Annotated in this window: 17 protein-coding genes and 1 pseudogene; 9 read left to right on the top strand and 9 right to left on the bottom strand. The window is 66.7% G+C overall.

What is annotated here, in order from left to right; all coding sequences use genetic code 11:
- Position 1: 1 nt before the first annotated feature.
- From PSm6_RS12175 to pilG, 7 genes and pseudogenes are all read right to left on the bottom strand, one after another.
- A pseudogene (locus PSm6_RS12175) lies at positions 2 to 1,020 on the bottom strand (chemotaxis protein CheB).
- Positions 1,013 to 8,980, bottom strand: coding sequence for an Hpt domain-containing protein (locus tag PSm6_RS12170; RefSeq protein ID WP_265170292.1), 7,968 nt, complete (start codon positions 8,978 to 8,980; stop codon positions 1,013 to 1,015). The pseudogene PSm6_RS12175 and the gene PSm6_RS12170 overlap by 8 nt, the downstream one beginning before the upstream one ends.
- Positions 8,981 to 8,989: 9 nt before the next feature.
- Entirely contained in the window at positions 8,990 to 9,850 is an 861-nt protein-coding gene (locus PSm6_RS12165; protein WP_265170523.1) for a CheR family methyltransferase, read from the bottom strand.
- A 62-nt stretch (positions 9,851 to 9,912) separates the two neighbouring features.
- Complete coding sequence (locus PSm6_RS12160; protein WP_031287349.1) at positions 9,913 to 11,961, bottom strand: methyl-accepting chemotaxis protein; 2,049 nt, start codon at positions 11,959 to 11,961, stop codon at positions 9,913 to 9,915.
- Positions 11,962 to 12,154: 193 nt separating this feature from the next.
- Positions 12,155 to 12,691 carry a chemotaxis protein CheW gene (locus tag PSm6_RS12155; protein ID WP_021218374.1) on the bottom strand — a complete coding sequence of 179 codons (537 nt, stop codon included), beginning with the start codon at positions 12,689 to 12,691 and terminating at the stop codon, positions 12,155 to 12,157.
- 48 nt (positions 12,692 to 12,739) lie between these two features.
- Entirely contained in the window at positions 12,740 to 13,105 is a 366-nt protein-coding gene (gene pilH / locus PSm6_RS12150; RefSeq protein ID WP_003458790.1) for a twitching motility response regulator PilH, read from the bottom strand.
- A 48-nt stretch (positions 13,106 to 13,153) separates the two neighbouring features.
- Positions 13,154 to 13,561, bottom strand: a complete 408-nt coding sequence (gene pilG / locus PSm6_RS12145) for a twitching motility response regulator PilG (protein ID WP_021218373.1) — start codon at positions 13,559 to 13,561, stop codon at positions 13,154 to 13,156.
- Positions 13,562 to 13,831: 270 nt separating this feature from the next.
- On the opposite strand from pilG, the gene gshB reads away from it, so the two are divergent.
- The 7 genes from gshB to PSm6_RS12110 all read left to right on the top strand — a co-directional run bounded on the left by gshB (position 13,832) and on the right by PSm6_RS12110 (position 19,663).
- Positions 13,832 to 14,803: a glutathione synthase gene (gshB, locus tag PSm6_RS12140; protein ID WP_021218372.1), complete on the top strand. Its 972-nt coding sequence runs from the start codon at positions 13,832 to 13,834 to the stop codon at positions 14,801 to 14,803.
- 87 nt (positions 14,804 to 14,890) lie between these two features.
- Positions 14,891 to 15,784, top strand: a complete 894-nt coding sequence (locus PSm6_RS12135; protein WP_043240847.1) for an energy transducer TonB — start codon at positions 14,891 to 14,893, stop codon at positions 15,782 to 15,784.
- Between the two features lie 42 nt (positions 15,785 to 15,826).
- On the top strand, positions 15,827 to 16,396 hold the full coding sequence (locus PSm6_RS12130) for a YqgE/AlgH family protein (protein WP_265170289.1): 570 nt from the start codon (positions 15,827 to 15,829) through the stop codon (positions 16,394 to 16,396).
- Positions 16,393 to 16,833, top strand: coding sequence for a Holliday junction resolvase RuvX (ruvX, locus tag PSm6_RS12125; RefSeq protein WP_031287348.1), 441 nt, complete (start codon positions 16,393 to 16,395; stop codon positions 16,831 to 16,833). The genes PSm6_RS12130 and ruvX overlap by 4 nt, the downstream gene beginning before the upstream one ends.
- Positions 16,834 to 16,845: 12 nt before the next feature.
- Positions 16,846 to 17,358, top strand: coding sequence for a bifunctional pyr operon transcriptional regulator/uracil phosphoribosyltransferase PyrR (pyrR, locus tag PSm6_RS12120; protein WP_021218368.1), 513 nt, complete (start codon positions 16,846 to 16,848; stop codon positions 17,356 to 17,358).
- Positions 17,359 to 17,384: 26 nt separating this feature from the next.
- On the top strand, positions 17,385 to 18,392 hold the full coding sequence (locus PSm6_RS12115) for an aspartate carbamoyltransferase catalytic subunit (protein ID WP_021218367.1): 1,008 nt from the start codon (positions 17,385 to 17,387) through the stop codon (positions 18,390 to 18,392).
- The gene (locus PSm6_RS12110) at positions 18,392 to 19,663 is read left to right on the top strand and encodes a dihydroorotase (RefSeq protein WP_265170288.1); all 1,272 of its coding nucleotides are present in this window, start codon (positions 18,392 to 18,394) and stop codon (positions 19,661 to 19,663) included. Before PSm6_RS12115 ends, PSm6_RS12110 begins: the two co-directional genes overlap by 1 nt.
- Positions 19,664 to 19,722: 59 nt before the next feature.
- On the opposite strand, the gene PSm6_RS12105 is transcribed toward PSm6_RS12110, so the two are convergent.
- Positions 19,723 to 20,118: an NINE protein gene (locus tag PSm6_RS12105; RefSeq protein ID WP_021218365.1), complete on the bottom strand. Its 396-nt coding sequence runs from the start codon at positions 20,116 to 20,118 to the stop codon at positions 19,723 to 19,725.
- 101 nt (positions 20,119 to 20,219) lie between these two features.
- Here PSm6_RS12105 and PSm6_RS12100 point away from each other — a divergent pair, with 101 nt between their 5' ends.
- Complete coding sequence (locus PSm6_RS12100; protein ID WP_265170287.1) at positions 20,220 to 21,434, top strand: putative DNA modification/repair radical SAM protein; 1,215 nt, start codon at positions 20,220 to 20,222, stop codon at positions 21,432 to 21,434.
- Positions 21,434 to 22,927, top strand: a complete 1,494-nt coding sequence (locus PSm6_RS12095) for a UdgX family uracil-DNA binding protein (protein WP_265170285.1) — start codon at positions 21,434 to 21,436, stop codon at positions 22,925 to 22,927. Before PSm6_RS12100 ends, PSm6_RS12095 begins: the two co-directional genes overlap by 1 nt.
- On the opposite strand, the gene PSm6_RS12090 is transcribed toward PSm6_RS12095, so the two are convergent.
- Positions 22,860 to 24,005, bottom strand: a complete 1,146-nt coding sequence (locus tag PSm6_RS12090) for a PilT/PilU family type 4a pilus ATPase (protein ID WP_021218362.1) — start codon at positions 24,003 to 24,005, stop codon at positions 22,860 to 22,862. The two genes, PSm6_RS12095 and PSm6_RS12090, sit on opposite strands and share 68 nt — an antisense overlap.
- Between the last annotated feature and the right edge of the window lie 2 nt (positions 24,006 to 24,007).

Genomic DNA, 24,007 nt, shown 5'->3' with positions numbered 1-24,007 from the left:
CTTAGGCGCACTGCTCCGCCAGGTGGTTCACCAGCGCCTGGGCCAGCTCGCGGGGATCGGCGCTGAAGGTGCTGTAGCCACCCTCGCGCAGGCTGTCGGGCATGCTGGCGCAGGCGCAGCTGTCGCCACGCTGGGTCCAGATCGGCGCGCCCTGGCGGCGTACATAGGCGGCGGCTGCACTGCCGTCGCTGCCCATGCCGCTGAAGGCGATGACCCCGCACTGGGCACCGTAGTGCTGGGCGAGGTTGAGCATCACCTGGTCGATGGACGGGCTGTAGGGCTCCGGCCACGGGCGTTCGCCCACCAGCATGGCACCGTCTTCGGCAAAGCTGAGTTCATGGCTGATGGGCACCACCACCACTTCACCGGCACGCACCGCATCACCGGGGCGGGCCAGGTTGACCGGCCACTGGCTGTGACGGCCGACGGCCTGGGGCAGCGCCGTTTCGAAGGTCGGGTCGATGTGCTGGGCATAGATGAAGCCAACGGGCAGGCCGCCGGGCAAGGCATCAAGGAAGGCCTTCACCGCAGCCGGGCCACCGAGGGACGCCGCCAGCAGCCACACCTGGCGTGCCGGCTCACCGGCTACCAGCGGCGTGTCGGCCAGGGCGCGGGGCAGGTCCAGGCGCGCCGGGCGCTGCGCATCGCTGAGCAGGGCTTCGAGGCTGGGGCCGACGGCCACGGCCGGGTCGCCCACCAGGCGCTTGAGCTTGCCGAACAGGCGACGCTCCCAGCGCGGGTAATTCTCCGAGTGGCGCTCGGGGCATGGCCCTCGCCGAACAGCACCGGTGCGCTGGCGCGTTCCATCAGGTTGTCGACCAAGGGCGAGTCGTCCGACTGCGCCAGGTCCACCAACCACAGGTCCACTTCGCAGGCGCTCAGGGTTTCCTCATCCAGCCGTGCCGGATCGCTGTTGAGCACCACCTGGTAGCCGTTGCCCGCCAGCGCCTGCTGCAGCACATGGCGCTGCAGCGAGGTGTCGGCGATGACGGCGATACGCGCAGAGGTTTTCTCAGTCATTTCCCTTGACCAGTCGCTGGATGGTTTCAAGCAGCAGGGACTCCTGGTACGGCTTGCCCAAGTAGTCGTTGACGCCGATGGTCATGGCCCGCTCACGGTGTTTCTCACCGGTACGCGAGGTGATCATGATGATCGGCAGGTCTTTCAGTCGCTCATCGTGGCGCACCAGGGTGGCCACTTCGAAACCGTCCATGCGCGGCATCTCGATGTCCAGCAGCATGATGTCCGGGCGGTGTTCCTGCAGTTGCGAGATCGCGTCCACCCCATCCTTGGCGGTGAGCACGTTCATGCCGTTGCGTTCCAGCAGGCGGCTGGTGACCTTGCGCACGGTGACCGAGTCGTCCACCACCATCACCAGCGGCGGACGGTCGTGATCGAGTTCCGCCGGCAGAGCGGCCTGGGTGGCGGAGCGCGGCAGCATCTGCACCAGGTGTGCGTGCATGGCGCGGATGGTCGCCAGCAGGTCGAGAATCACCACCACGCGGCCGTCACCGAGGATGGTGGCGCCGGAGATGCCGTGCACCCCGGAGAACTGCGGGCCGAGACTCTTCACCACGATCTCGCGGGAGCCCGCCAGGGAGTCCACCTGGACCGCCACGGCGTGCTCGGTGGAGCGCACCAGGATCACCGGCAGCGGCAGGCTCTGGCCCACCAGCTTGGGTTGCTGGCCGTTGTTCAGCAGGTCGCCCAGGTACTTCAGTTCGTAGGCCTGGCCGGCGTACTCGAAGCGCGGGGCATCGGGCTGGTAGTAAGCCTCCAGCTCGTACGGGGAGACCCGCACGATACCTTCGATGGTGTTCAGCGGGATGGCGTAAAGGTCTTCGCCGGAGAGCACCATCAGCGCGCGGTTCACCGATACGGTGAACGGCAGGCGGATGAGGAAGCGGGTGCCCTCGCCCGGCGTCGAGTCGATGCTCATGGAGCCGCCGAGCTGTTTCACCTCGGAGTGCACCACGTCCATGCCCACGCCACGGCCGGAGATCTGCGTGACCTTCTCGGCAGTGGAGAAGCCGGCTTCGAGGATGAACTGCAGCACCTCGTAGTCGGAGAGGTCGGATTCGCTGTCCATCATCCCGCGCTCGATGGCCTTGCGGCGCACGGCGTCGAGACGGATGCCACCGCCGTCGTCGGCCAGGGCGAGGACGATATCGCCACCCTCGCGGCCCAGGGTCAGGCGGATGGTGCCGGTTTCCGACTTGCCGGCGGCGCGGCGTGCGTCGACGGATTCGATGCCATGGTCCACGGCGTTGCGCAGCATGTGCTCCAGCGGCGCGACGATCCGTTCGAGGACGGTACGGTCCATCTCGCCTTCGGCGTTGCCGACGACGAATTCCACCTGCTTGCCCAGTTCGCTCGCCACCTGGCGGACGATCCGGCGCAGGCGCGGCACCAGGCGGTCGAAGGGCACCATGCGCGTACGCATCAGGCCTTCCTGCAGCTCGGTGTTGACACGTGCCTGTTGCAGCAGCAGGGTTTCGGCATCGCGGTTACGCGCCGCCAGGGTTTCCTTGAGGTCCAGCAAGTCGGACGCGGACTCGAACAGCGCACGGGACAGCTGCTGCAGCTGCGAGTGGCGGTCCATCTCCAGCGGGTCGAAGTCCTCGTAGCCGGCACGCTCGGCCTCGGCCTGGTAGCGGCTGAGGATCTGCGCCTGGGTTTCGGTGTCGAGGCGGCGCAGCTGGTCGCGGACCCGTTCGATGGTGGCCTCCATCTCGCTCAGGGTGAAGCTGAAGTCGCTTACCTGCTGCTCGACACGACCACGGAAGATCGAGGTTTCACCCGCCAGGTTGACCAGGCCTTCGAGCAGGTCCGCCGGTACCTTGACCAGCTCCTGGGGTGCGCGGCGGGAGGCGGCGTCCAGTGCGGCTTCCTGGGCCTTGCGGACGAAGGGCAGGACCTTGTTCTCGGTCACGACCTGCGGCACGGCGCTGGCAGCGACCATGGGCGCGGCCAGGGTGGGCACGGGGGCAGGAGCTGCCGGGGCCGGCTCGTGGGCTTCCGGTTCCTGGGTTTCTTCGGCGAGCACCGCGTTCAGGCGCTCGCGCAGTTGGTCGAGCTCGGCCTGCAGGCCGTCGAAGCCGGACTGCACGTCGAGGAACAGGCTGTCCGGCCAGGGCGCCCCTTGCTGCTGTGCTTCGGTCAGGTGCTGTTCGAGGTCATGGCTGAGATCGCCCAGGCGTTTCTGCCCGGCCAGGCGCGCACCACCCTTGAGGGTGTGCAGCAGGCGCAGCAGCTCGTCGATCTGGGCACCGTCCTCGCGCTGCTCTTCCCAACGACCGATGGTGCGCTCCATGGCTTCGAGCAGGTCGTCGGCCTCTTCGAGGAAGATGTCGAGGATGTCGTCGCTTTCGCTGGCATCGTCATCGACCACCTGGGCAGCCGGCTGCAGGTGCACGCTGGAGGGCATGCTCAGCTGCTCGTCCGGGTTGGCCCGGAAGCGCTTGATGGCGTCGATCAGGGCATCGCCGCTGGGCACGCCACGCTTGTCACGCACCGCTTCGAGCATCTCGGCGAGGCGGTCATGGCAGGCCTGGAGCAGGGCGAACAGGCCCGGGCTGGCGCGCAGGCGCCCGCCGCAGAGGCCTTCATAAAGGAATTCGAGTTCGTGGGCGAGGTCGCCGATCTCGCGGATCTCGGCCATGCGCGCACCACCCTTGAGGGTGTGCAGGTCACGTTGCAGGGCTTCGACTTCGAGGATGTTGTTGACGTCGTCCATCCAGCGCTGCAGCGAAGCGCCGGCGCTGTCGATGATGTCGAAACCTTCCTCGAGGAAGATTTCCACCAGTTCCGGATCGCGATCATCGAAGGCACTGGAGACGGGCTCGACGGCGCGGGGTGCTTCGATCACCGGTGCCGGCACGAACTCGGGCTCGATGGCAGCAGGCGCTTCGACCTCAGACAGGTCCAGCACTTCCGGCTCGGCGTGCAGCTCGATCACGGGCTCAGCTTCAAGCTCGGCTTCGGCTTCGGCTTCGGCTTCGGCTTCGGCTTCGGCTTCGGCTTCGGCTTCGGCTTCGGCTTCGGCTTCGGCTTCGGCTTCGGCGACAGCCGGCGCGCTTTCCTGGGCCTCGTCAACCAGCCACTGGTCGAGCTCGGGCTCGTCGTCGCTCACCGGTTCAGCGTGCAGCACGTGCAATTCGGGGTCGACGTCCGCAGGGGCATCGGGCAGCAGCTCGGCCACGGCTTCCGCCGGCAGCTCCTCCACCACCGCGTCGATGGCGTCGATGGCCGCCTGGGTGTCCAGCGGGTCGGCTTCGTCGATCAACGCCAGGGGCGGCTGTTCTTCGTCGATGACGATGCTCTCACCAAGCTCGGCGCTTGGGGCGTCGTCAGCTGGCTCGATCGCTTCGACCTCGGCGAGGTCTTCGATGTCGTCGAGCGGTAGCGCAACCGCTGCTGCGGAAAGGCTCAGCCCACCGTTCTGGCGAAAGGTGCGGATGGCATGGATCAGCGCCTGCGGGTCGTTCAGCGGCATGCGTGCCTGCAGCTGGTCGAGCAGCACGGCGAGGCTGTCGTGGCTCTGCTGCAGCAGGCCGCCGAGGGCCGGCGAGTAGCTGAAGCGGCGATCCACCAGGCCTTCGTAAAGGGATTCGAGTTCATGGGCGAGATCACCGATGGGGGCGATCTCGGCCATGCGCGCACCACCCTTGAGGGTGTGCAGGTCACGCTGCAGCGACAGCAGCGAGCCATGGTTGTCGGGTTCGCCCAACCAACGGTCGAGGGATTGCCCGGCGCTTTCCAGGATATCCACCGCCTCTTCGAGGAAGATGGCGACCATTTCCTCGTCGAGGGATTCATAGACGCTGGGCGTGTGGGCCGCAGGGGCCTCGACCACCGGCTCCGGCTCGACGATCGGCGAGGACAGGTCCTCCTCCAGGCCGGCAGCGGTCAGCTCGGGCAGGGTCACCTCGTCGAACTGCGCAGGCTCTTCCATCAGCTCCGCCAGGGGCGGCAGCTCGGCGTCGGTGGCGTTCCAGTCGATCAGGCCTTCCAGGTCCGTCTCATCGAGTTCCTCGATGGTCAGCCCGGTGGTCAGCTTGGGATCGAGCAGCGCCAGGGCAGCGGGGTCGACCGCTTCCTGCAGCAGCTCGCGCAGGGCCTGCACGCGCTCGGGCTGGGGCGTGACCTGAAGGGCCGCAGCCACCTGGTCCATCATGCCGATCAGCGCTTCGTGGGCACGCTCGGCTTCGGCGAAGAAGCGCTCGCTGACGGCGAGGCTGCCTTCTTCCACGGAACCGTAGGTGTCGAGCAGGGCTTCGCAGAGCTCTTCGATCTGCGGCAGCTCGGCCATCTCGGCACCGCGGCCGAGGGTGTTCAGTTCTTCCAGCAGGGCTCCCAGTTCCTGGCGCTCGGACGGGTGCTCGCGCCAGCGGCGCAGCAGGTCTTCGGCATCCAGCAGGATGTCCATGCCTTCAGCGAGGAATATGGAGATCAACTGCGGGTCGCGTACCGCCTCGCCCCGCTCACCCAGGCGCGCGGCTTCGGCGGCGCCGAGACGATCCTGATGCAGCTGCTGCACACGCTCGAGGAACTCGGCGGTGCCGGGGATCCCCGCCAGCGGCGTGGTTTCCAGTTGCTCCAGCCCGGCGCGGAACAGGTGTTCGGCGTCGCGCAGCAGCTCGGCCTCGGCCAGGTCCATCTGCACCAGGTTGGTCTTGTATTCCTTGGCCAGCTTTTCCAGGGGCGTGGCGATCTCGGCGATCGGCAGGATGCCCGCCATGTGCGCACTGCCCTTGAGGGTGTGCAGGGCACGCTGGAGGCTGTCGGTGACCGGCTGCGGCAGGGACTGGGCGCAGTCGGCGAGGAAGCCCACCAGGCTGTCGAGGTGCGTCTCGGCCTCATTGCGGAAGATCTCCAGCAACTGCGGGTCGAGCGGCTCTTCGTCGCTTTCGGCAACGCTCGGGGCTTCCGCCACGGACGGTGCTTCCGGCTCGCCCTCGGGCTCGACTGCCTGTGCTGAGTCCGGGGCTTCAGATTTTGGGAGTCGCTGCCCCTTCGCCAGGGCGTGTGCCTCGGCGGCCAGGTGGTCGACATCGTCGCGCTGGCGCTGGGCCTTGGCGGCGAATTCGTCGACCAGTTGCGGCAGCAGGGCGACCACGTCCTGGATTACGCCACGGACATCTTCGTCGGGCTGGATGCTTCGATCCAGCACGCGGTTGAGCAGGTTCTCGATGGACCAGGAGAGTTCGCCGATGACCAGCGCGCGCACCATGCGACCACTGCCCTTGAGGGTGTGGAAGGCGCGGCGGATTTCGGTCAGGGCTTCCTTGTTGTCGGTGTCGGCCAGCCACTGGGGCAGGAAGTCACCGATGGTCTCCAGGACTTCGCCGGCCTCTTCGATGAAGACTTCCAGCAACTCGTCATCCACCGGCTCTTCGTCGGCGGGCGGCGGCAGCAGGCTGGGCGGCACGTCGCCGGCAGGCGGGTTGATGGCCTGGGTGGGCGCGGCCATGACATCGGCCATGGACAGCGGCTTGTGCTCTTCGACAACAGGTGCCTGTGGCTCGATGGGCGCAGCGGGCAGCTCGACCTCGGGGAGGTCGAGGCCGGTGAGCTCCATGTCATCCCAGCTCATCGTGGACTCGGGCAGCGGCTCCAGGCTGAGGACTTCGCCTTCGAGCGGTTCGAGGCTTTCCAGCGGCGTGGCGTCCGGCAGCGGCTCCAGGTCGTCCAGATCGAAGCTCTGCAGGGGCTCCAGGTTGTCCTGGGGTTCCTGGGCGGCATGCAGCTCCAGCGGCACATCAAGGCTGAAGTCGATGACTTCGGGCGCTTCGGTCGGCAGCTCGCCGAGGTTCCAGTTGTCGTCGGAGACCAGCAGCTCGGCGCTGTCGGCAGCGGGCGCTTCGAGGCTCAGTTCGTCCAGGGCCGGCAGGGCGTCCAGCTCGCCCAGGGCGGCGGGCTCGGTGAGCGCGTCCAGTTCGGGCAGCGGGTCGAGGTCCGGCAGTTCGTCGAAGCTGGCGACGGGTTCGGCAACCCGCTCGGGCTCGGCGTCGATGGCCGGTTCCAGCTCGGCAAGGGGTTCAAGCTCGGGCAGCGGCTCGAGTTCCGGCAGGGCGTCGAGGGCGCCCGGCGGCGTTTCCTCGGTGCTCTCGGCGGCGACCGGCTCGGCGAATTCGGCGGCAACCAGTACGTCGTCACCAGCGGCCAGGGGCTCCAGGTCCAGCGGCTCGACCAGTTCCGATTCCTCAGCGGCCAGCACTTCGATTTCCTGCAGCGGGTCGGCCAGGGGCAGCGGTTCTTCTTCCGGCTCGATGCGGTCGAGGATCGAGGGCTTTTCCTTCAGCGGGTAGCCCAGCGCCTCCAGGCTTTCCTCGGCCACGTCGAGAATCAGGTCGCCCTGGGTCGCGTGGTCTTCGGAGAGACGTTCGAGGTAGTACTCGACGCTGGTGATGGCGTCGGCGAGGGTGTCCAGGCTCTGCCAGTTGGGCACGGCCTTGCGCGCCAGGAGCTGCTCCTGGATGTAGCGGTTGCAGGCTTCCAGCAGGGTCGCGGCACGGCTCAGCGGGATCATCGCCAGGCCACCACGGACCTGGGTCAGCAGCTCGGGGACGCGAGCCAGGTGCTCGTGGTTCCACTGCGAGGCGATGAACTCGATGATCGCGTCCTTGGCCTGTTCCAGGCCATTGCGCGCTTCCTTGATCACCAACTGGTGGATCTGCGCCACGTCGGTGGTGGGCAGGTGGCTTTCTTCGGCGCGGCGGTCATCGGCCGGGCCGACCATGCCATTGAGGGTGGCTTCTACATAGAGCAGCGCGCCGGCGACGTCCATCAGCACGGCGTCATTGGGTTCGCGCTGGCCGAGGGACAGGCTGTGGACAACGTCGATCTGGTCGAGGATGACCCGGCGCGGCTGACCGAAGCCCAGCACGGCGAGGGTGTCGGCGATCTGCTTGAGGGGGGCCAGCAGGGAATCCAGCTCGGCGACGCCACGGCGATCGCTGCGCACGAAGATGTCCAGGCTGTCCTTGACCCGTACCAGCTCCTCGCAGAGGGCGGTGACCACCGAGCGCATGGCGTCGCGGTCGGGGCCGGCGAGGCGGGCACGCTCCTCGTCCACCACGTCGGTGTCGGGCAGCGCTTCGTCGAGGCGGTACTGCTCCTTCAGGGCGCGGATACGCGGCGACTGGGCAGGGGCCTTGGCGATGTAGAACAGCAGGTTCTTGACCAGCTCCTCGGGAGCCGGCTGGTTGATGCCGTCGGCGCCCTGGTCGAGCAGGCGCTTGAGTTCCTTGTCGATCTGCCGCAGCAGGGTGCGCACGGAGGTGCCGTTGACCACGCTGCCATTGGCCAGGCCTTCGACCATGCCGGAGGCGATGGGCCAGAGCGTGCCGAGGGGCGCTTCCTTGCACAGGGATTCGAGGCGGGCGAAGACGCGCGCCATGTAGCCGAGGTTGGTGGCCAGGTCCTGGTTGCGGATGATCCCCACCAGGGCCAGCTGCAGCATCTGCCGCAGCTTGCGCAGCAGCACCGGCAGTTCGGCGGTGCGCATCTGTGCCAGGGCGTCCATGGACAGCGCGGGCAGGCGGCTGGAGAGGTCCGGGGAGAACAGGCTGGTTTCCGACAGCAGTTTCTCGCCCCGCGCCGCGCGCAGGTCGTTGAGCAGCGGCAGCACCACCATGGGCAGGTCGCGGCGCGCACTCTGGATGCGGTCGAGGTAGACCGGCAGCTGCAGGATGGCCTGCATCAGCACTTCCAGGGCTTCGCCCTGGTTGGTCACGCGACCTTCCATCAGCGCCTGGGCAAGCTGTTCCATTTCTTCGGCGAGCAAAGCCGCGCCGTAGAATTCGACCATCTGCAGGGTGCCGTGGACCTGGTGCACGTAGGTCAGGCAGAAACGCATGCGCGTCGGGTCCTGGGTGTTCTCGACGAACGCCTCCAGAGCCTGTCGCGCCTGCTTCAGGGTTTCCGCGATCTCGCCCTTGACCCACTCAAGGGCGACATAATCGTGCCGATCACTCATAGCCGTCTGCTATCCCTTCCGGGTGAATGCCAGAACCTGATCGTTGGCCACCGGAATCAAGTCCGGATGGTGCCAACCCACTACTTCGCCCACGCCCACCACCATCAGGCCTCCCGGCGCCAGGCGCTCGGCCAGGCGGTTGAGGATTTCACGGCGACGCCAGCGGCGAAAATAGATCAACAGGTTCTGACAGAAGATTACGTCCATGCCGGACATTGGCGCCTTCGCCAGTTCCAGCACATTGAGCCGGGCGCAGCAAACGCGCGCGGCCAGGCTCTCAACAACTTTGAAGCGGCCATCGTCCATGACCTGGAAATAACGTTCGCCCTGGTCAGCATCCAGCTGTTCCAGGCGGCGTGCCCCATACACCCCTTCCCGCGCCTTGTTCAGGGCGCTGAGGCTGATGTCGGTACCGGTCACACCGAAGAATTCCGGCCGGTCGCTGTCCTGCAGCGCCTCGGCGGCGGCAATCGCCAGCGAATAAGGCTCCTCGCCGCTGGAACAGCCGACGCTCCAGAGCGCCAAAGGGCTGTCCAGGCCCGCAGCGACCCGCTCACGCAAGTAGGCGTCGAGCAGGTCGAAGGAGGGGCGATGGCGAAAGAACCGGGTTTCCTGAACGGTGAGGCGGTCCAGCAGCGTGGACCATTCCACAGCACCACGCGGGCCGTCTGTGACCTGGCGGTAGTAGATGCTGTAGTCGTCAACGCCCAGTTCGCGCATCCGTGCAGTGAGATTGGTCTGCAGGAAGGCGCGACGCTGTTCGTTGATCACCACACCCGTGCGTTCCTCGAGCAGCGACTGCCAGTCGTGGAACTGCGCGGGCGTCATGTCGGCCAGGGGTTTCAAGGCCCACACGCCGCTTGGCTGCATGCTGTCGTGCCTCTCGCTCATGGCCGCTGCGCCGCGGCGTCAAGCCGCGGCATCTCCCTTGGTCAGGCCTGTTCCGGAGCGTCCGGCAGGTTGAAGCCGGATACCGATTTGCGCATCTCGCTGGCCATCTTGGCCAGGTTACCAATGCTCTTGGCGGTAGCAGTGGTACCTGCGGAGGTCTGCGAGGTGATCTCCTGGATCACGTTCATGGTGTTGGAGATGTGGCCCGCCGAGGACGCTTGCTGACGAGCGGCGTTGGAGATGTTCTGGATAAGGGCCGCGAGGGTCTTGGATACCTTCTCGATCTCTTCCAGTGCCACACCGGCGTCCTGCGCCAGACGCGCACCACGTACCACCTCGGAGGTGGTCTGTTCCATGGAGATAACCGCTTCGTTGGTGTCGGTCTGAATGGTTTTTACCAGGGCCTCGATCTGCTTGGTCGCGGCGGAGGAACGTTCCGCGAGTCGCTGGACCTCGTCCGCTACCACGGCGAAGCCGCGGCCCGCGTCACCGGCCATGGACGCCTGGATCGCGGCGTTCAGTGCGAGGATGTTGGTCTGGTCGGCAATGTCGTTAATCAGGCTAACGATGTCACCGATCTCCTGGGACGATTCACCGAGGCGTTTGATCCGCTTCGAGGTGTCCTGGATCTGCTCACGGATGTTATCCATGCCGGTGATGGTGTTGTGCACCACTTCGTTGCCCTTGTTGGCGATGGCTACGGAACGTTCCGCTACCGCGGAGGATTCCGAGGCGTTCGCCGATACCTGGTCAATCGACACCGCCATCTCGTTGATGGCCGCCGAGGCGCCGGCGATTTCCTGCGCCTGGTGCTCGGACGCTTCGGCGAGGTGCATTGCAGTGGCCTGGGTTTCCTGGGCCGCCGCCGCTACCTGCACGGCTGTCAGGTTGATGGTCTCTACGAGGTCGCGGAGCTGGTCGATCGAGTAGTTGATGGAGTCCGCGATCGCACCGGTGAAGTCCTCGGTTACGGTCGCGGCCACTGTCAGGTCACCGTCCGCGAGGTCGGCGATTTCGTCGAGCAGTCGCAGAATCGCCGCCTGGTTACGTTCGTTCTTCTCGGCGGTCTCGGCCAGTCGGCTGCGGGTTGTCTGAACCATGACCAGGCCGATCAGGATGATCGAACCCAAGGCCAGGGCGCCCAGCAGGTAACCGGCGAGGGTGTTGAAGCTACGGCCTTCGGCCTGCTTCTCGAAGCCGCCGGCCAGGGTGGAGGCCTTGTCCAGCAGGGTCTGCGAACCGGTGAAGATGGTGTTGGCGGATTCACGGACCTGGAACAGTTCGGGCGAGGTTTCGAGAATCTCGTCCACGGAACCGGAAACGAATTCGAACAGCTCGGAAATCTCCTGCAGGCGCTCCAGGGCTTCGTTGTCGGTCACCTTGGAGATTTCCATCGCCGCGTTGCCTTCCAGCATCGCGTTCAGTACACGACCGAAGAGGCTGGCGTCGCGGCCGAACATGTCGGCGGCCTGTACGGAGTCTTCGTCACCGGCCAGTACCTTGTTCACCGAGCCGAGGATACGTTCGGCCAGCAGCGACTGGCGCTGGGCTACCGAGACCTGGTCGGCGGGCGCGCCGCTTTCCAGCAGGATGTCGACCACTTCCTCGTACTCGACCTGCAGCTGCGGAATGGTTTCCGCCAGGGTCGCGGCTACCTGGTGCAGGGAGAGAACGGTCTGTTCGCTGGCAAGGATGGCGTCGGAGTTCTGCCGCAGGCTGTTCCAGTCGGCCTGCACGGCATCCATCTCGGCCTTCACGCCTTCCGGAGCGGGCGGCAGACCGGTGTTCTCGTCGCCATTGACGAGGATGTTCCAGCGCTTCTCGAAGTCGTTACGGGCGTCTTTCAACAGGGCGAAGGCCTCGGCCTTGCCCGCCGCCGCTTCGGTGGCGTTCTTGGCGATACGCTGGGACAGTACGCGCAGCTCACCGGAGTGGCTGAGGTATTCCTTGTCGTAGTTCGCCTGGGTGTTCAGGTATGCGAAGTTGGCGAACAACAGCACGATGGACACGATCAGGACCACGAACAGCCCTGCGATCAACGTACTACTGCGCGTTCCCGCAAGTAGATTGCCTGCGTTAAGTTTTTTCATTATCGGGCCCCCGCCTGGACCAACAACACAACGATTTCCATGTAACGCCAAAGGGCCGGCATGAACCGGCCCAACCTTGAATCAACGGCACCACCGGCGCCGCGTGCGTGCCGGGGAATCGCCCCGCCACGCTGAACCGCCCCTCCCGGAAACGGCCCGCCGCACCCGGCCCTGAGGCCGGATGCGGATAAAGCTATACCGCCACGTCGAGGAACACCTGGTGCTGCGCCAGCACGTGAGGGCTGAACACCAGCCAGGGTTGCTCGCGCTGGAACACACCGTGGATGAACGGCTGGATCGCCGCCTCCAGGGGAGGCAGTTCCTCGGAGAACGAATCCACCGGGAAATGCTGCATGCCGTAGACCTCGTCGACGATCAGCCCGGCGAAGATTTCCTGGTGGTCTACCACCAGCACCCTGCGCTGCTTGCGCAGGGGCGACAGTTCACCACCGAAGAACCCGCACAGGTCCATGATCGGCAACAGCCGGCCACGCACGTTGGCCACGCCCTTGACCCAGGACTTCACGCCCGGCAGCAGCGTGTGCCGCGGCTCGTGAAGCACCTCGCCGACCTCGCCCATGGGCGCCACGAACAGACGCTCGCCCATGCGGAAGCCGATGCCGCTCCAGGTCTGTACGGTTTCCTGCTGCGCAGGGAGGCCCGCCGCCAGCGCACGGCAGCGCTGGTCGATCTCGAGGAGAAGCTGGAAAGGGGTCTGCGCGTCCGACATGCCGGCCAGGGCCTTCTTTCTTCTAGTTATCGACGGACTGTTCCGGCATCAGCCGGCCAGTACTGCGTTGAGGGTTTTCAGCAGGGTGTCTTCGTCGATCGGCTTGGTCAGGTAGTCTTTCGCGCCCTGACGCTTGCCCCAGACCTTGTCGGTTTCCTGGTCCTTGGTGGTGACGATGATCACCGGAATGTGGCTGGTCTCGGCGTCCTTGGTCAGCTGACGCGTGGCCTGGAAGCCGTTCAGGCCGGGCATGACGATGTCCATCAGCACGGCGTCGGGTTTTTCCTGGCGAGCCAGGGCAACGCCATCGGCGCCATTCTCGGCCTTGAGTACCTGATGGCCGTGCTTCTCGAGCATGGCGGTCAGTTTGTACATCTCGGTCGGCGAGTCATCAACAATCAGAATACGAGCCATGTTTGTCCCCAAAACGGAAAGGCATCACCGGCCATGGGAGGCCGGACTTCAGGAGGCTTGTTCCACCGGGGTGAAATCAGGCACGTGAGTCTTGATCGCGCCGAGCAACTCTTCCTTGCTGAAAGGCTTGGTGAGGTATTGATCGGAACCAACGATGCGACCCTTGGCCTTATCGAACAGGCCGTCCTTCGAGGACAGCATGATCACCGGGGTGGACTTGAAAGCACTGTTGTTTTTGATCAGGGCGCAGGTCTGATAGCCATCGAGCCGCGGCATCATGATGTCGACGAAAATGATATTGGGGTGAGTATCGGCGATCTTGGCCAATGCGTCGAAGCCGTCGACGGCCGTAATGACCTCGCAACCCACCTTCTTCAGCAGAGTTTCAGCGGTGCGACGAATCGTTTTCGAATCGTCGATCACCATGACCTTCAAACCCTCGGAATGCTGTTCCATGTTCGCCCTACCATCGCCTCGGTGAGTCGTTATTTTGCTTAGTTCAGTGCGCCTGAGGCCCTGTCAGCGACGGGCTACGACCCAATCGTCGGGCCTTTTTAGCACACTCTCCGGACGCAAGCTACAAAGCGCCAGCCTCCGGGAATCCTAGTCCATGCGGCGAGGTTTCCCTTGACCGCGACAACCTCCAGCGCCAACCTGAACGCCTCGTTACCGGGCCCGGAATTCTCCAGTGCCCCTCTTTATTAAACAGTCGCGGAGAACACACCCATGAGCGTTCGCCTCGGGATCGTCATGGACCCCATTGCGCACATCTCCTTCAAGAAGGACAGCTCCCTGGCCATGCTGCTGGCAGCCCAGGCCCGCGGATGGTCCCTCTACTATATGGAGCAGCAGGACCTGTACCAGAAGGCCGGCGAAGCCCGCGCCCGCATGCGGCCGCTGAACGTGTTCGCCGATCCTCAACGCTGGTACGAGCTGGAAGACGAGAGCGACGCCCCGCTGGCCGAGCTGGATGTGATCCTCATGCGCAAGGACCCGCCCTTCGACAACGAGTTCGTCTATTCGACCTACCTGCTGGAACAGGCCGAACGCGCCGGCGTGCTGGTGGTGAACCGCCCGCAGAGCCTTCGCGACTGCAACGAGAAGTTCTTCGCCACCCTGTTCCCTCAACTGACCCCACCGACACTGGTCAGTCGCAGGGCTGATATTCTGCGCGAGTTTGCGAAAGAGCAGCGTGACATCATTCTCAAACCCCTTGATGGCATGGGCGGATCGATGATTTTTCGCCACCGCGAGGGCGATCCGAACCTTTCCGTCATTCTCGAGACCCTGACCCGCCACGGCGCCGAGCAGATCATGGCCCAGCGCTACCTGCCCGCGATCAAGGACGGCGACAAGCGCATTCTGATGATAGACGGTGAACCGGTACCCTACTGCCTGGCGCGCATTCCCGCCGCTGGCGAGACCCGGGGCAACCTGGCGGCCGGCGGCCGTGGCGAGGCGCGACCACTGTCCGAGCGCGACCGCGAGATCGCCGCCACCGTGGGCCCGACCCTGCGCGAGCGCGGCCTGCTGTTCGTCGGCCTGGACGTGATCGGCGACAGCCTCACCGAAATCAACGTCACCAGCCCGACCTGCATCCGCGAGATCGACGCCGCCTATGACACGCGCATCGGTGATCGCCTCATGGACGTCATCCAGACCAAGCTCGCCGAGAACGGGCGCAAGCCCCAAGCTTGATGCAGCTAACAGCTTTGGACATGCAACTTGCAGCCTGCCGCCCCAGTTCGGCAGACTGCGCGCCATCCTGAGCAGATCCGATGTGCGATGAACGCAGCCGCTGATTTTTCCGACTTCCCCTCCTCCGGCGTACGCCCGGCGGACCGGCTGGGTTTCACCCTGTTCCTCGCGGCCGTGCTGCACGTTGCCTTCATCCTCGGGGTCGGTTTCACCTTTGCCGACCCCAGCCAGATCAGCAAGACCCTGGAAGTCACCCTCGCCAGCTTCAAGAGCGACAAGAAGCCCGAGAAGGCCGACTACCTGGCGCAGATGAACCAGCAGGGCAGCGGCACCCTGGAACACAAGGACACGCCCAAGACCACCGAGCAGGCGCCGTTCCAGGACCAGGAGATCAAGAAGGTCACGCCGCCGGCGGCGCCGCAGCAGGCCGCGCGCCAGGAAGCGCCCAAGGCCGCCGTCGCCACCACCGCGCCCAAGGTGCAGAAGACCACGGTCAAGCACGAGGAAGCCAAGCCCGAACCCGAAGCCCGCCCGGCACCGGTGTTCGACAGCACCCAGCTGTCCTCGGAGATCGCCAGCCTGGAGGCCGAGCTGTCCCAGGAGCGCCAGCTCTACGCCAAGCGCCCACGCATCCACCGCCTCAACGCCGCCTCGACCATGCGCGACAAGGGCGCCTGGTACAAGGACGACTGGCGCAAGAAGATCGAACGCGTCGGCAACCTCAACTACCCCGAGGAAGCCCGCCGCCAGCGCCTCTACGGCAGCCTGCGCCTGCTGGTGTCGATCAACCGTGACGGCACCCTCTATGAAGTGCAGCTCCTGGAATCCTCCGGCCAACCGGTGCTGGACCAGGCCGCCATGCGTATCGTCCGCCTCGCCGCCCCCTTCGCCCCCTTCACCGGCGACCTGGCCGACATCGACCGCCTGGAAATCATCCGCACCTGGCGTTTCGAGCGCGGCGACCGCCTGTCGAGCAACTGACCGCGCTTGAAGCTTGCGGCGCGAAGGTCGAAACTAGCGCCCATGAAAAGCACCGCGCCCACCTACCTCAAGCACCACTTCCTGATCGCCATGCCGCACATGGACGATCCCAATTTCGCCCAGACCGTCACCTACCTCGTCGAACACAACGAGCAGGGCGCCATGGGCCTGGTGATCAACCGCCCCAACGGCCTCAACCTCAGCGATGTGCTCGAGCAGCTGCGCCCGGAGATCGACCCGCCCGCCCGCTGCCAGACCCTGCCGATCTACGCCGGCGGCCCGGTGCAGACCGACCGCGGCTTCGTCCTCCACCCCAGCGGCCTGACCTTCCAGGCCACCCTGGAGCTGGGCGACCTGGCGCTCTCCACTTCCCAGGACGTGCTCTTCGCCATCGCCGAAGGCCAGGGCCCGCAAAAAAGCCTGATCACCCTCGGCTATGCAGGCTGGGATGCCGGCCAGCTGGAAGCCGAGCTGGTGGACAACGCCTGGCTCACCTGCCCGGCCGACCCGGCCATCCTCTTCGACACCGCCGCCGACCAGCGCCTCGCCGCTGCCGCCGCGCGCCTCGGGATCAACCTCAACCTGCTCACCACCCAGGCCGGGCACGCCTGATGGCCGCCAAGCCACTGCGCCTGCTGCTGGGCTTCGACTACGGCACCAAGCAGATCGGCGTCGCCGTCGGCCAGGCCGTCACCGGCCAGGCCCGCGAACTCTGCGTGCTCAAGGCGCAGAACGGCGTACCGGACTGGCAGAAGGTCGAGGCCCTGCTCAAGGAATGGCAGCCGGACGCCATCGTCGTCGGCCTGCCGCTGAACATGGACGGCACCCCCAGCGACATGAGCGAGCGTGCGGAGAAGTTCGCGCGGCGCCTCAACGGTCGCTTCAACCTGCCGGTCTTCACCCATGACGAACGCCTGACCACCTTCGAAGCCAAGGGCCAGCGGCTCGCCCAGGGCCAGCGCGGTGGTTACCGCGACAACCCCGTCGACGCCCTGGCTGCCGCCCTCCTGCTGGAAGGCTGGCTGGCGGAACACCCCGGACACGAATAGCGAGGAACGCACATGACCCTGCCCAACCCGGCCGAACTGCTGCCGCAGATGGCCAGCGCGCTGAACGCCCACCTGGCCGCGCGCGGCATCGCCAACCCCCGTTTCATCGGCATCCGCACCGGCGGTGTCTGGGTCGCCCAGGCCCTGCTGGCGGAGCTGGGCAGCGAAGAGCCCCTGGGCACCCTGGACGTTTCCTTCTACCGCGACGACTTCACCCAGAACGGCCTGCACCCGCAGGTGCGCCCCTCCGAGCTGCCGTTCGAGATCGAAGGCCAGCACCTGATCCTCATCGACGACGTGCTGATGAGCGGCCGCACCGTGCGCGCAGCCATGAACGAGCTGTTCGACTACGGCCGCCCGGCCAGCGTGACCCTGGTCAGCCTGCTGGACCTCAACGCCCGCGAGCTGCCGATCCGCCCCGACGTGGTCGGCGCCACCCTGTCGCTCGCCGCCGATGAACGGGTAAAATTGCTCGGCCCCGCGCCGCTCGCCCTCGAGCGCCAGGTCCTCACCCCCGCTTCCTGAAACTCCCGACCCCCAGGGCCTGCCCCATGCCGACAGACGCCAAGCGCCCGCTGCAGCTCAACGATCAGGGCCAGCTGCGCCACTTCCTCTCGCTCGACGGCCTGCCCCGCGAGCTGCTGACGGAAATCCTCGACACCGCCGACTCCTTCCTCGAAGTCGGCGCCCGCGCCGTGAAGAAGGTCCCGCTGCTGCGCGGCAAGACCGTGTGCAACGTGTTCTTCGAGAACTCCACGCGCACCCGTACCACCTTCGAACTGGCGGCCCAGCGGCTGTCCGCGGACGTGATCACCCTCAACGTCTCCACCTCCTCCACCAGCAAGGGCGAGACGCTGTTCGACACCCTGCGCAACCTGGAGGCCATGGCCGCCGACATGTTCGTGGTGCGCCACGCCGACTCCGGCGCCGCCCACTTCATCGCCGAGCACGTATGCCCGGACGTGGCCATCATCAACGGCGGTGACGGGCGCCACGCGCACCCGACCCAGGGCATGCTCGACATGCTCACCATCCGCCGCCACAAGGGTGGTTTCGAGAACCTCTCGGTGGCCATCGTCGGCGACATCCTGCACTCCCGCGTGGCGCGCTCGAACATGCTCGCGCTCAAGGCGCTGGGCTGCCCGGACATCCGCGTAATCGCGCCCAAGACCCTGCTGCCCATCGGCATCGAGCAGTACGGCGTCAGCGTCTACACCGACCTGGCCGAAGGCCTCAAGGACGTCGACGTGGTGATCATGCTGCGCCTGCAGCGCGAGCGCATGCAGGGCGGCCTGCTGCCCAGCGAAGGCGAGTTCTACCGCCTCTACGGCCTCAGCACCCAGCGCCTGGCGCTGGCCAAGCCCGATGCCATCGTCATGCACCCTGGCCCGATCAACCGTGGCGTGGAGATCGAATCGGCGGTGGCCGACGGCGCCCACTCGGTGATCCTCAACCAGGTCACCTACGGCATCGCCATCCGCATGGCCGTGCTGTCCATGGCCATGAGCGGCCAGAACACCCAACGCCAGATCAACCAGGAAGCCGAGGTGCAGAACTGATGCGTACCCACATCATCGGCGCCCGCCTTATCGACCCCGCCAGCGGCACCGACCAGGTCACCGACCTATACCTGGAAGCCGGCAAGGTGGCCGCCATCGGCCAGGCGCCCGCCGGCTACGAAGCCGAACACAGCATCGACGCCAAGGGCCTGGTGGCCGCGCCCGGCCTGGTGGACCTCAACGCCGCCCTGCGCGAGCCGGGCTACAGCCGCAAGGGCAGCATCGACAGCGAAACCCGCGCCGCCGCCGCCGGTGGCGTCACCAGCCTGTGCTGCCCGCCGCTGACCCGCCCGGTGCTGGACACCCCGGCCGTGGCCGAGCTGATCCTCGACCGCGCCCGCGAAGCCGGCCACACCAAGGTCTTCCCCGTCGGCGCCCTGAGCAAGGGCCTGGCCGGCGAGCAACTGGCCGAGCTGGTCGCCCTGCGCGACACCGGCTGCGTCGCCTTCTCCAACGGCCTGGCCAGTTTCGACAGCAACCGCACCCTGCGCCGCGCCATGGAATACGCGGCCACCTTCAACCTGACGCTGATCTTCCACGCCCAGGACGCTTCGCTCGCGGACGGCGGCATGGCCCACGAGGGCGCCACCGCCGGCTTCCTCGGCCTGGCCGGCATTCCCGAGAGCGCGGAGACCGTGGCCCTGGCCCGTGACCTGCTGCTGGTGGAGCAGAGCGGCGTGCGCGCGCACTTCAGCCAGCTCACCAGCGCCCGGGGCGCACAGATGATCGCCGAAGCGCAGGCCCGTGGCCTGCCGGTGACCGCCGACGTGGCGCTGTACCAACTGCTGCTCACCGACGAGGCGCTGATCGACTTCTCCAGCCTCTACCACGTGCAACCGCCTCTGCGCACCCGCGCCGACCGCGACGGCCTGCGTGAAGCGGTGAAGAGTGGCGTGATCGGCGCCATCGCCAGCCACCACCAGCCCCACGAAGCGGACGCCAAGCTGGCCCCCTTCGCCGCCACCGAGCCGGGTATCAGCAGCGTCGAGCTGTTGCTGCCGCTGGCCCTGAGCCTGGTGGAAGACGGCCTGCTCGACCTGCCGACCCTGCTCGCCCGCCTCACCGCCGGCCCGGCCCGCGCCCTGCGCCTGCCGGTGGGTCGCCTCGCCGTGGGCGCCCCGGCCGACCTGGTGCTGTTCGACCCGCAAGCCCGCACCCGCGCCGGTGAGCAATGGCTGTCCAAGGGGCGCAACAGCCCCTTCCTCGGCCAGGATCTGCCGGGCAAGGTGCGCTACACCCTGATGGACGGGCACATCACCTATCAGGCCTGAGCCGCCCGGTCACGAAAAAGCCCGCCAGATGGCGGGCTTTTTCATGCCTGAGCAACGGCTCAACGGCGGGCGTTGAGCACCGAGACCTGGGTGTTCAGGGTCCAGAAGTCGTAGAGCACGCCCAGCAGGAAGAACCCGCCGGTGAACAGGTAGAGGATGCCGGTGATCCACTTGCCCTGGTACATGCGGTGCACGCCGAAGACGCCGAGGAAGGTGAGCAGGATCCAGGCGACGGTGTAGTCGTGGGAGCCGGCGTTGAAGCGCAGCGAGGCTTCGCGGTCCATGGACGGGATGAGGAACAGGTCGATGATCCAGCCGATGAAGAACAGGCCGAAGGTGAAGAACCAGAGGGTGCCGCTCACCGGCTTGCCGTAGTAGAAGCGGTGGGCGCCGAGGAAACCGAATATCCACAGCAGGTAGCCGATCAGCATGTTGTGGGTGTCAGGGCGTTGCATGCGTACTCCTTCAGATCGCGACCATCCGTCGACGACGGACTTGCGCAGGCTTCAGGACCGACAAATACTGTATACACATACAGCTATTCGCAGCCCTTTCCATGGAACTCATCGACAAACTAACCGTGCTGGCCGACGCCGCCAAGTATGACGTTTCCTGCGCCAGCAGCGCCGCCCCCAAGCGCAGCTCGGCGGGCAAGGCCGGCGTCGGCGCCACCAACGGCATGGGCATCTGCCACAGCTTCACACCCGATGGCCGCTGCGTGGCACTGCTGAAGATCCTGCTGACCAACTTCTGCCTCTACGACTGCCAGTACTGCGTCAACCGCCGCTCCAGCGACGTGCCCCGCGCCCGCTTCACCCCCGAGGAGGTGGTGACCCTGACCCTGGATTTCTACCGGCGCAACTGCATCAGCGGGCTGTTCCTCAGCTCCGGCATCATCCGTTCCTCCGACTACACCATGGAGCAGTTGATCCGCGTGGCCCGCCTGCTGCGCGAAGAGCACCAGTTCCGCGGCTACATCCACCTGAAGACCATCCCCGACGCGGCGCCGGAGCTGATCGCCGAAGCCGGGCGCTACGCCGACCGCCTCAGCGTCAACATCGAGCTGCCCACCGAGGACGGCCTCACCCGCCTGGCCCCGGAGAAGCGCGGTGCACCGATCCGCCGCGCCATGGGCCGCATCCGCCTGGGCGTGGAAGAGGCCAGCGCGGAGAAACGCGCGCCGGCCTTCGCCCCCGCCGGGCAGAGCACGCAGATGATCGTCGGCGCCGACGACACCGACGACCGCACCATCCTCGACACCGCGCAGACGCTGTACGGCGCCTATCGCCTCAAGCGCGTCTACTACTCCGCCTTCAGCCCCATCCCGCAGAGCCCGAAGACCGTGCCCTTCGAAGCCCCACCGCTGCTGCGCGAACACCGCCTGTACCAAGCCGACTTCCTTCTGCGCGGCTACGGCTTCGCGGTGAGCGAGCTGATCGCCACCCCCGGCAACCTGCCCCTGGACATCGACCCCAAGCTGGCCTGGGCCCTGGCCAACCGCGCGCAATTCCCCCTCGACCTGAACCGCGCCGAGCCGGCGATGATCGCCCGGGTCCCGGGTATCGGCGTGCTCAGTGCCAACCGCCTGGTGGAGCTGCGCCGCCAGCGACGCATCCGCTACGCCGACGTGGCGCGCCTGCGCTGCGCCATGGAAAAGGCCAAGCCCTTCATCGTCACCCAGGACTACCGCCCCCGCGACGCCACCCTGGAATCCACCGTGCTGCGCCAGCGCCTGGGGGATGCCCCGGCCCAGCAGATGGCCCTCTGGTGATGCGCGCCATCCGCTTCGACGGCAGCTTCGCCGGCTGGCGTGACCAAGCCCGGCAGCTGCTGCTGGCGGGCATCGAGCCCCAGGCCGTGGACTGGACGCCCAGGCTGTTCGACGGCGACGACGCAGCGCCCTCTCCCGCCGGCGTCGCCAGCGTGCCCATTCCCCGGGAGTTGCCGGCGCTGTTGGCCGACGCCGCACGCTTCCGCGCCCACGACCGCTGGGCCTTGCTCTACCAGGTACTGTGGCGCGTGGCCCAAGGGGACCGCAGCGCCATGCTCGCCGGCGACCGCGACGGTTCCGAACTGCAGCGGCGGATCAAGGCGGTGCGCCGCGAGGCCCACCACATGCACGCCTTCCTGCGCTTCCGCCCTGGCGACAAGGCGCAGGGCGCCCCGGACTACCTGGCCTGGCACGAACCCGCCCACGACGTGCTGGACCTGGGCGCCGAGCACTTCGTGCCGCGCATGGGCCGCCACAGCTGGCTGATCGGCACGCCGGAAGGCCTCGCCCACTTCGATGGCGAGCACCTGGCCTACCAGTCGCCCTGCCCGCCTGGCCTGCGCGAGGCCATCGAAGGTCACGACGACCCGAGCGAATCCCTGTGGACGGCCTATTACCGCAGCACCTTCAACCCGTCCCGCCTGAACCCCGAGGTGATGCGCAGCCATATGCCGGCACGCTTCTGGAAGCACCTGGCGGAAGGCGCGCTGATCCCCGAACTGGTGGCCGATGCCCGCACCGGCCGGCAGCGCCTGGCCCAGGCACCGGAGGTGGGCGCCCGCCAGGGCAAGGAGGTGCTGATCGCCAGCGACGCCGCGCAACCGGAACGGGCACCCGACACCCGCCTGGACCAGTGCCGGCGCTGCGATATCTGGCGCAACGCGACCTGCGCCGTGCCGGGCGAAGGTCCGGCGCAGGCGCGGATCATGCTGGTGGGCGAACAGCCGGGGGACCAGGAGGACCTGGCCGGGCGCCCCTTCCTCGGCCCCGCCGGCCAGGTGCTGCAGCGCGCCCTGGCCGAAGCCGGGCTGTCACGCCAGGCGGTCTACCTGACCAACGCGGTGAAACACTTCAAGTGGGAGCCCCGGGGCGGCGCACTGGGCCGCGCGGCGACGCGCTGGCACGCCACGCCCAAGCCGGCGGAGATCCGCGCCTGCCACCCCTGGCTGGCCCGTGAACTGGAGGAGCGTCAGCCGCAATGGGTGGTGGCCCTGGGGCGTACCGCACTGGCTTCGCTGCTGGGCCTGCATGACCCACAGCGCATCCGCCTGGCCGATTACCTCGGCAAGCCGCTGCGTCATGAAGGCCGGTGGATTTCAGTGGCACCGCACCCGGCGGCGGTGCTGCGCAACCGCGACGGCGGCGAGCAGCTCTACCGGGAGCTGGTGGACGCCCTGCGGCAGGCGCAGCAGGGCGAAGGGGCGGTCAGCGGAAGCGACGGCCCGGGTCTTCCTCGGACACTTCCAGCGACAGGCCACCGCTCATGCTCGTGAGGTGGTCGCCGTCGGTTTCGGAACCGAGCTTGATCATCAGGCGCAGGTCGTTCGCCGAGTCGGCGTAGAGCAGCGCGTCTTCGTAAGTGATCTCGCCCTGGGAGTAGAGGGTGTACAGCGCCTGGTCGAAGGTCTGCATGCCCTGCTCGGTGGAGCGCTTCATCAGCGGCTTGAGCTCATGGACCTCGCCCTTGCGGATCAGGTCGGCAGCCAGCGGGGTGTTGATCAGCACCTCGATCACCGCGCGGCGGCCCTTGCCGTCCGGGGTCGGCACCAGTTGCTGGGCGACGATGGCCTTGAGGTTGAGGGACAGGTCCATCCACACCTGCTGCTGACGGTCGGCAGGGAAGAAGTTGATGATCCGGTCCAGCGCCTGGTTGGCGTTGTTGGCGTGCAGGGTGGCCAGGCACAGGTGGCCGGTTTCGGCGAAGGCCACGGCATGGTCCATGGTTTCGCGGGTCCGCACCTCACCGATGAGGATCACGTCCGGCGCCTGGCGCAGGGTGTTCTTCAGCGCCACCTCGAAGGACTCGGTGTCGATGCCCACTTCACGCTGGGTGACGATGCAGCTCTGGTGCTGGTGGATGTACTCGATCGGGTCTTCGATGGAGATGATGTGGCCGCTGCTGTTCTTGTTGCGGTAGCCGATCATCGCCGCCAGGGAAGTGGACTTGCCGGTGCCGGTGGCGCCGACGAAAAGCACCAGGCCGCGCTTGGTCAGCGCCAGCTTCTTGAGGATTTCCGGCAGCTTGAGGTCATCCAGGGTGGGGATGTTGGTCTCGATGCGGCGCAGCACCATGCCCACCAGGTTGCGCTGGTAGAAGGCACTGACGCGGAAACGGCCGATGCCCCGGGCGCTGATGGCGAAGTTGCACTCGTGGTTCTCGGCGAAGTCACGGCGCTGCTGCTCGTTCATCACCGCGAGAACGGTTTCACGGGTCTGCTCCGGGGACATGGCGTTCTTGGTCACGGGCATGATCTTGCCGTTGACCTTCATCGACGGGGGGACGCCGGCGGTGATGAACAGGTCGGAGCCGCCCTTCTCGACCATCAGGCGCAACAGTTTCTCGAATTCCATGG

It is taken from the genome of Pseudomonas solani, assembly GCF_026072635.1.
Lineage (GTDB): Bacteria > Pseudomonadota > Gammaproteobacteria > Pseudomonadales > Pseudomonadaceae > Metapseudomonas > Metapseudomonas solani.
This window is presented reverse-complemented; position numbering and strand designations above follow the sequence as displayed.

Excerpts from the sequence above, each read along its gene's own strand:
- PSm6_RS12105 (WP_021218365.1), bottom strand. The coding sequence starts at position 20,118 with ATGCAACGCCCTGACACCCACAACATGCTGATCGGCTACCTGCTGTGG.
- PSm6_RS12165 (WP_265170523.1), bottom strand. The coding sequence starts at position 9,850 with ATGCAGCCAAGCGGCGTGTGGGCCTTGAAACCCCTGGCCGACATGACG.
- PSm6_RS12110 (WP_265170288.1), top strand. The coding sequence starts at position 18,392 with ATGCGTACCCACATCATCGGCGCCCGCCTTATCGACCCCGCCAGCGGC.
- PSm6_RS12135 (WP_043240847.1), top strand. The coding sequence starts at position 14,891 with ATGAACGCAGCCGCTGATTTTTCCGACTTCCCCTCCTCCGGCGTACGC.
- PSm6_RS12155 (WP_021218374.1), bottom strand. The coding sequence starts at position 12,691 with ATGTCGGACGCGCAGACCCCTTTCCAGCTTCTCCTCGAGATCGACCAG.
- PSm6_RS12160 (WP_031287349.1), bottom strand. The coding sequence starts at position 11,961 with ATGAAAAAACTTAACGCAGGCAATCTACTTGCGGGAACGCGCAGTAGT.
- PSm6_RS12130 (WP_265170289.1), top strand. The coding sequence starts at position 15,827 with ATGAAAAGCACCGCGCCCACCTACCTCAAGCACCACTTCCTGATCGCC.
- gshB (WP_021218372.1), top strand. The coding sequence starts at position 13,832 with ATGAGCGTTCGCCTCGGGATCGTCATGGACCCCATTGCGCACATCTCC.
- pyrR (WP_021218368.1), top strand. The coding sequence starts at position 16,846 with ATGACCCTGCCCAACCCGGCCGAACTGCTGCCGCAGATGGCCAGCGCG.
- pilH (WP_003458790.1), bottom strand. The coding sequence starts at position 13,105 with ATGGCTCGTATTCTGATTGTTGATGACTCGCCGACCGAGATGTACAAA.
- PSm6_RS12170 (WP_265170292.1), bottom strand. The coding sequence starts at position 8,980 with ATGAGTGATCGGCACGATTATGTCGCCCTTGAGTGGGTCAAGGGCGAG.
- PSm6_RS12090 (WP_021218362.1), bottom strand. The coding sequence starts at position 24,005 with ATGGAATTCGAGAAACTGTTGCGCCTGATGGTCGAGAAGGGCGGCTCC.
- pilG (WP_021218373.1), bottom strand. The coding sequence starts at position 13,561 with ATGGAACAGCATTCCGAGGGTTTGAAGGTCATGGTGATCGACGATTCG.
- PSm6_RS12115 (WP_021218367.1), top strand. The coding sequence starts at position 17,385 with ATGCCGACAGACGCCAAGCGCCCGCTGCAGCTCAACGATCAGGGCCAG.
- PSm6_RS12100 (WP_265170287.1), top strand. The coding sequence starts at position 20,220 with ATGGAACTCATCGACAAACTAACCGTGCTGGCCGACGCCGCCAAGTAT.
- PSm6_RS12095 (WP_265170285.1), top strand. The coding sequence starts at position 21,434 with ATGCGCGCCATCCGCTTCGACGGCAGCTTCGCCGGCTGGCGTGACCAA.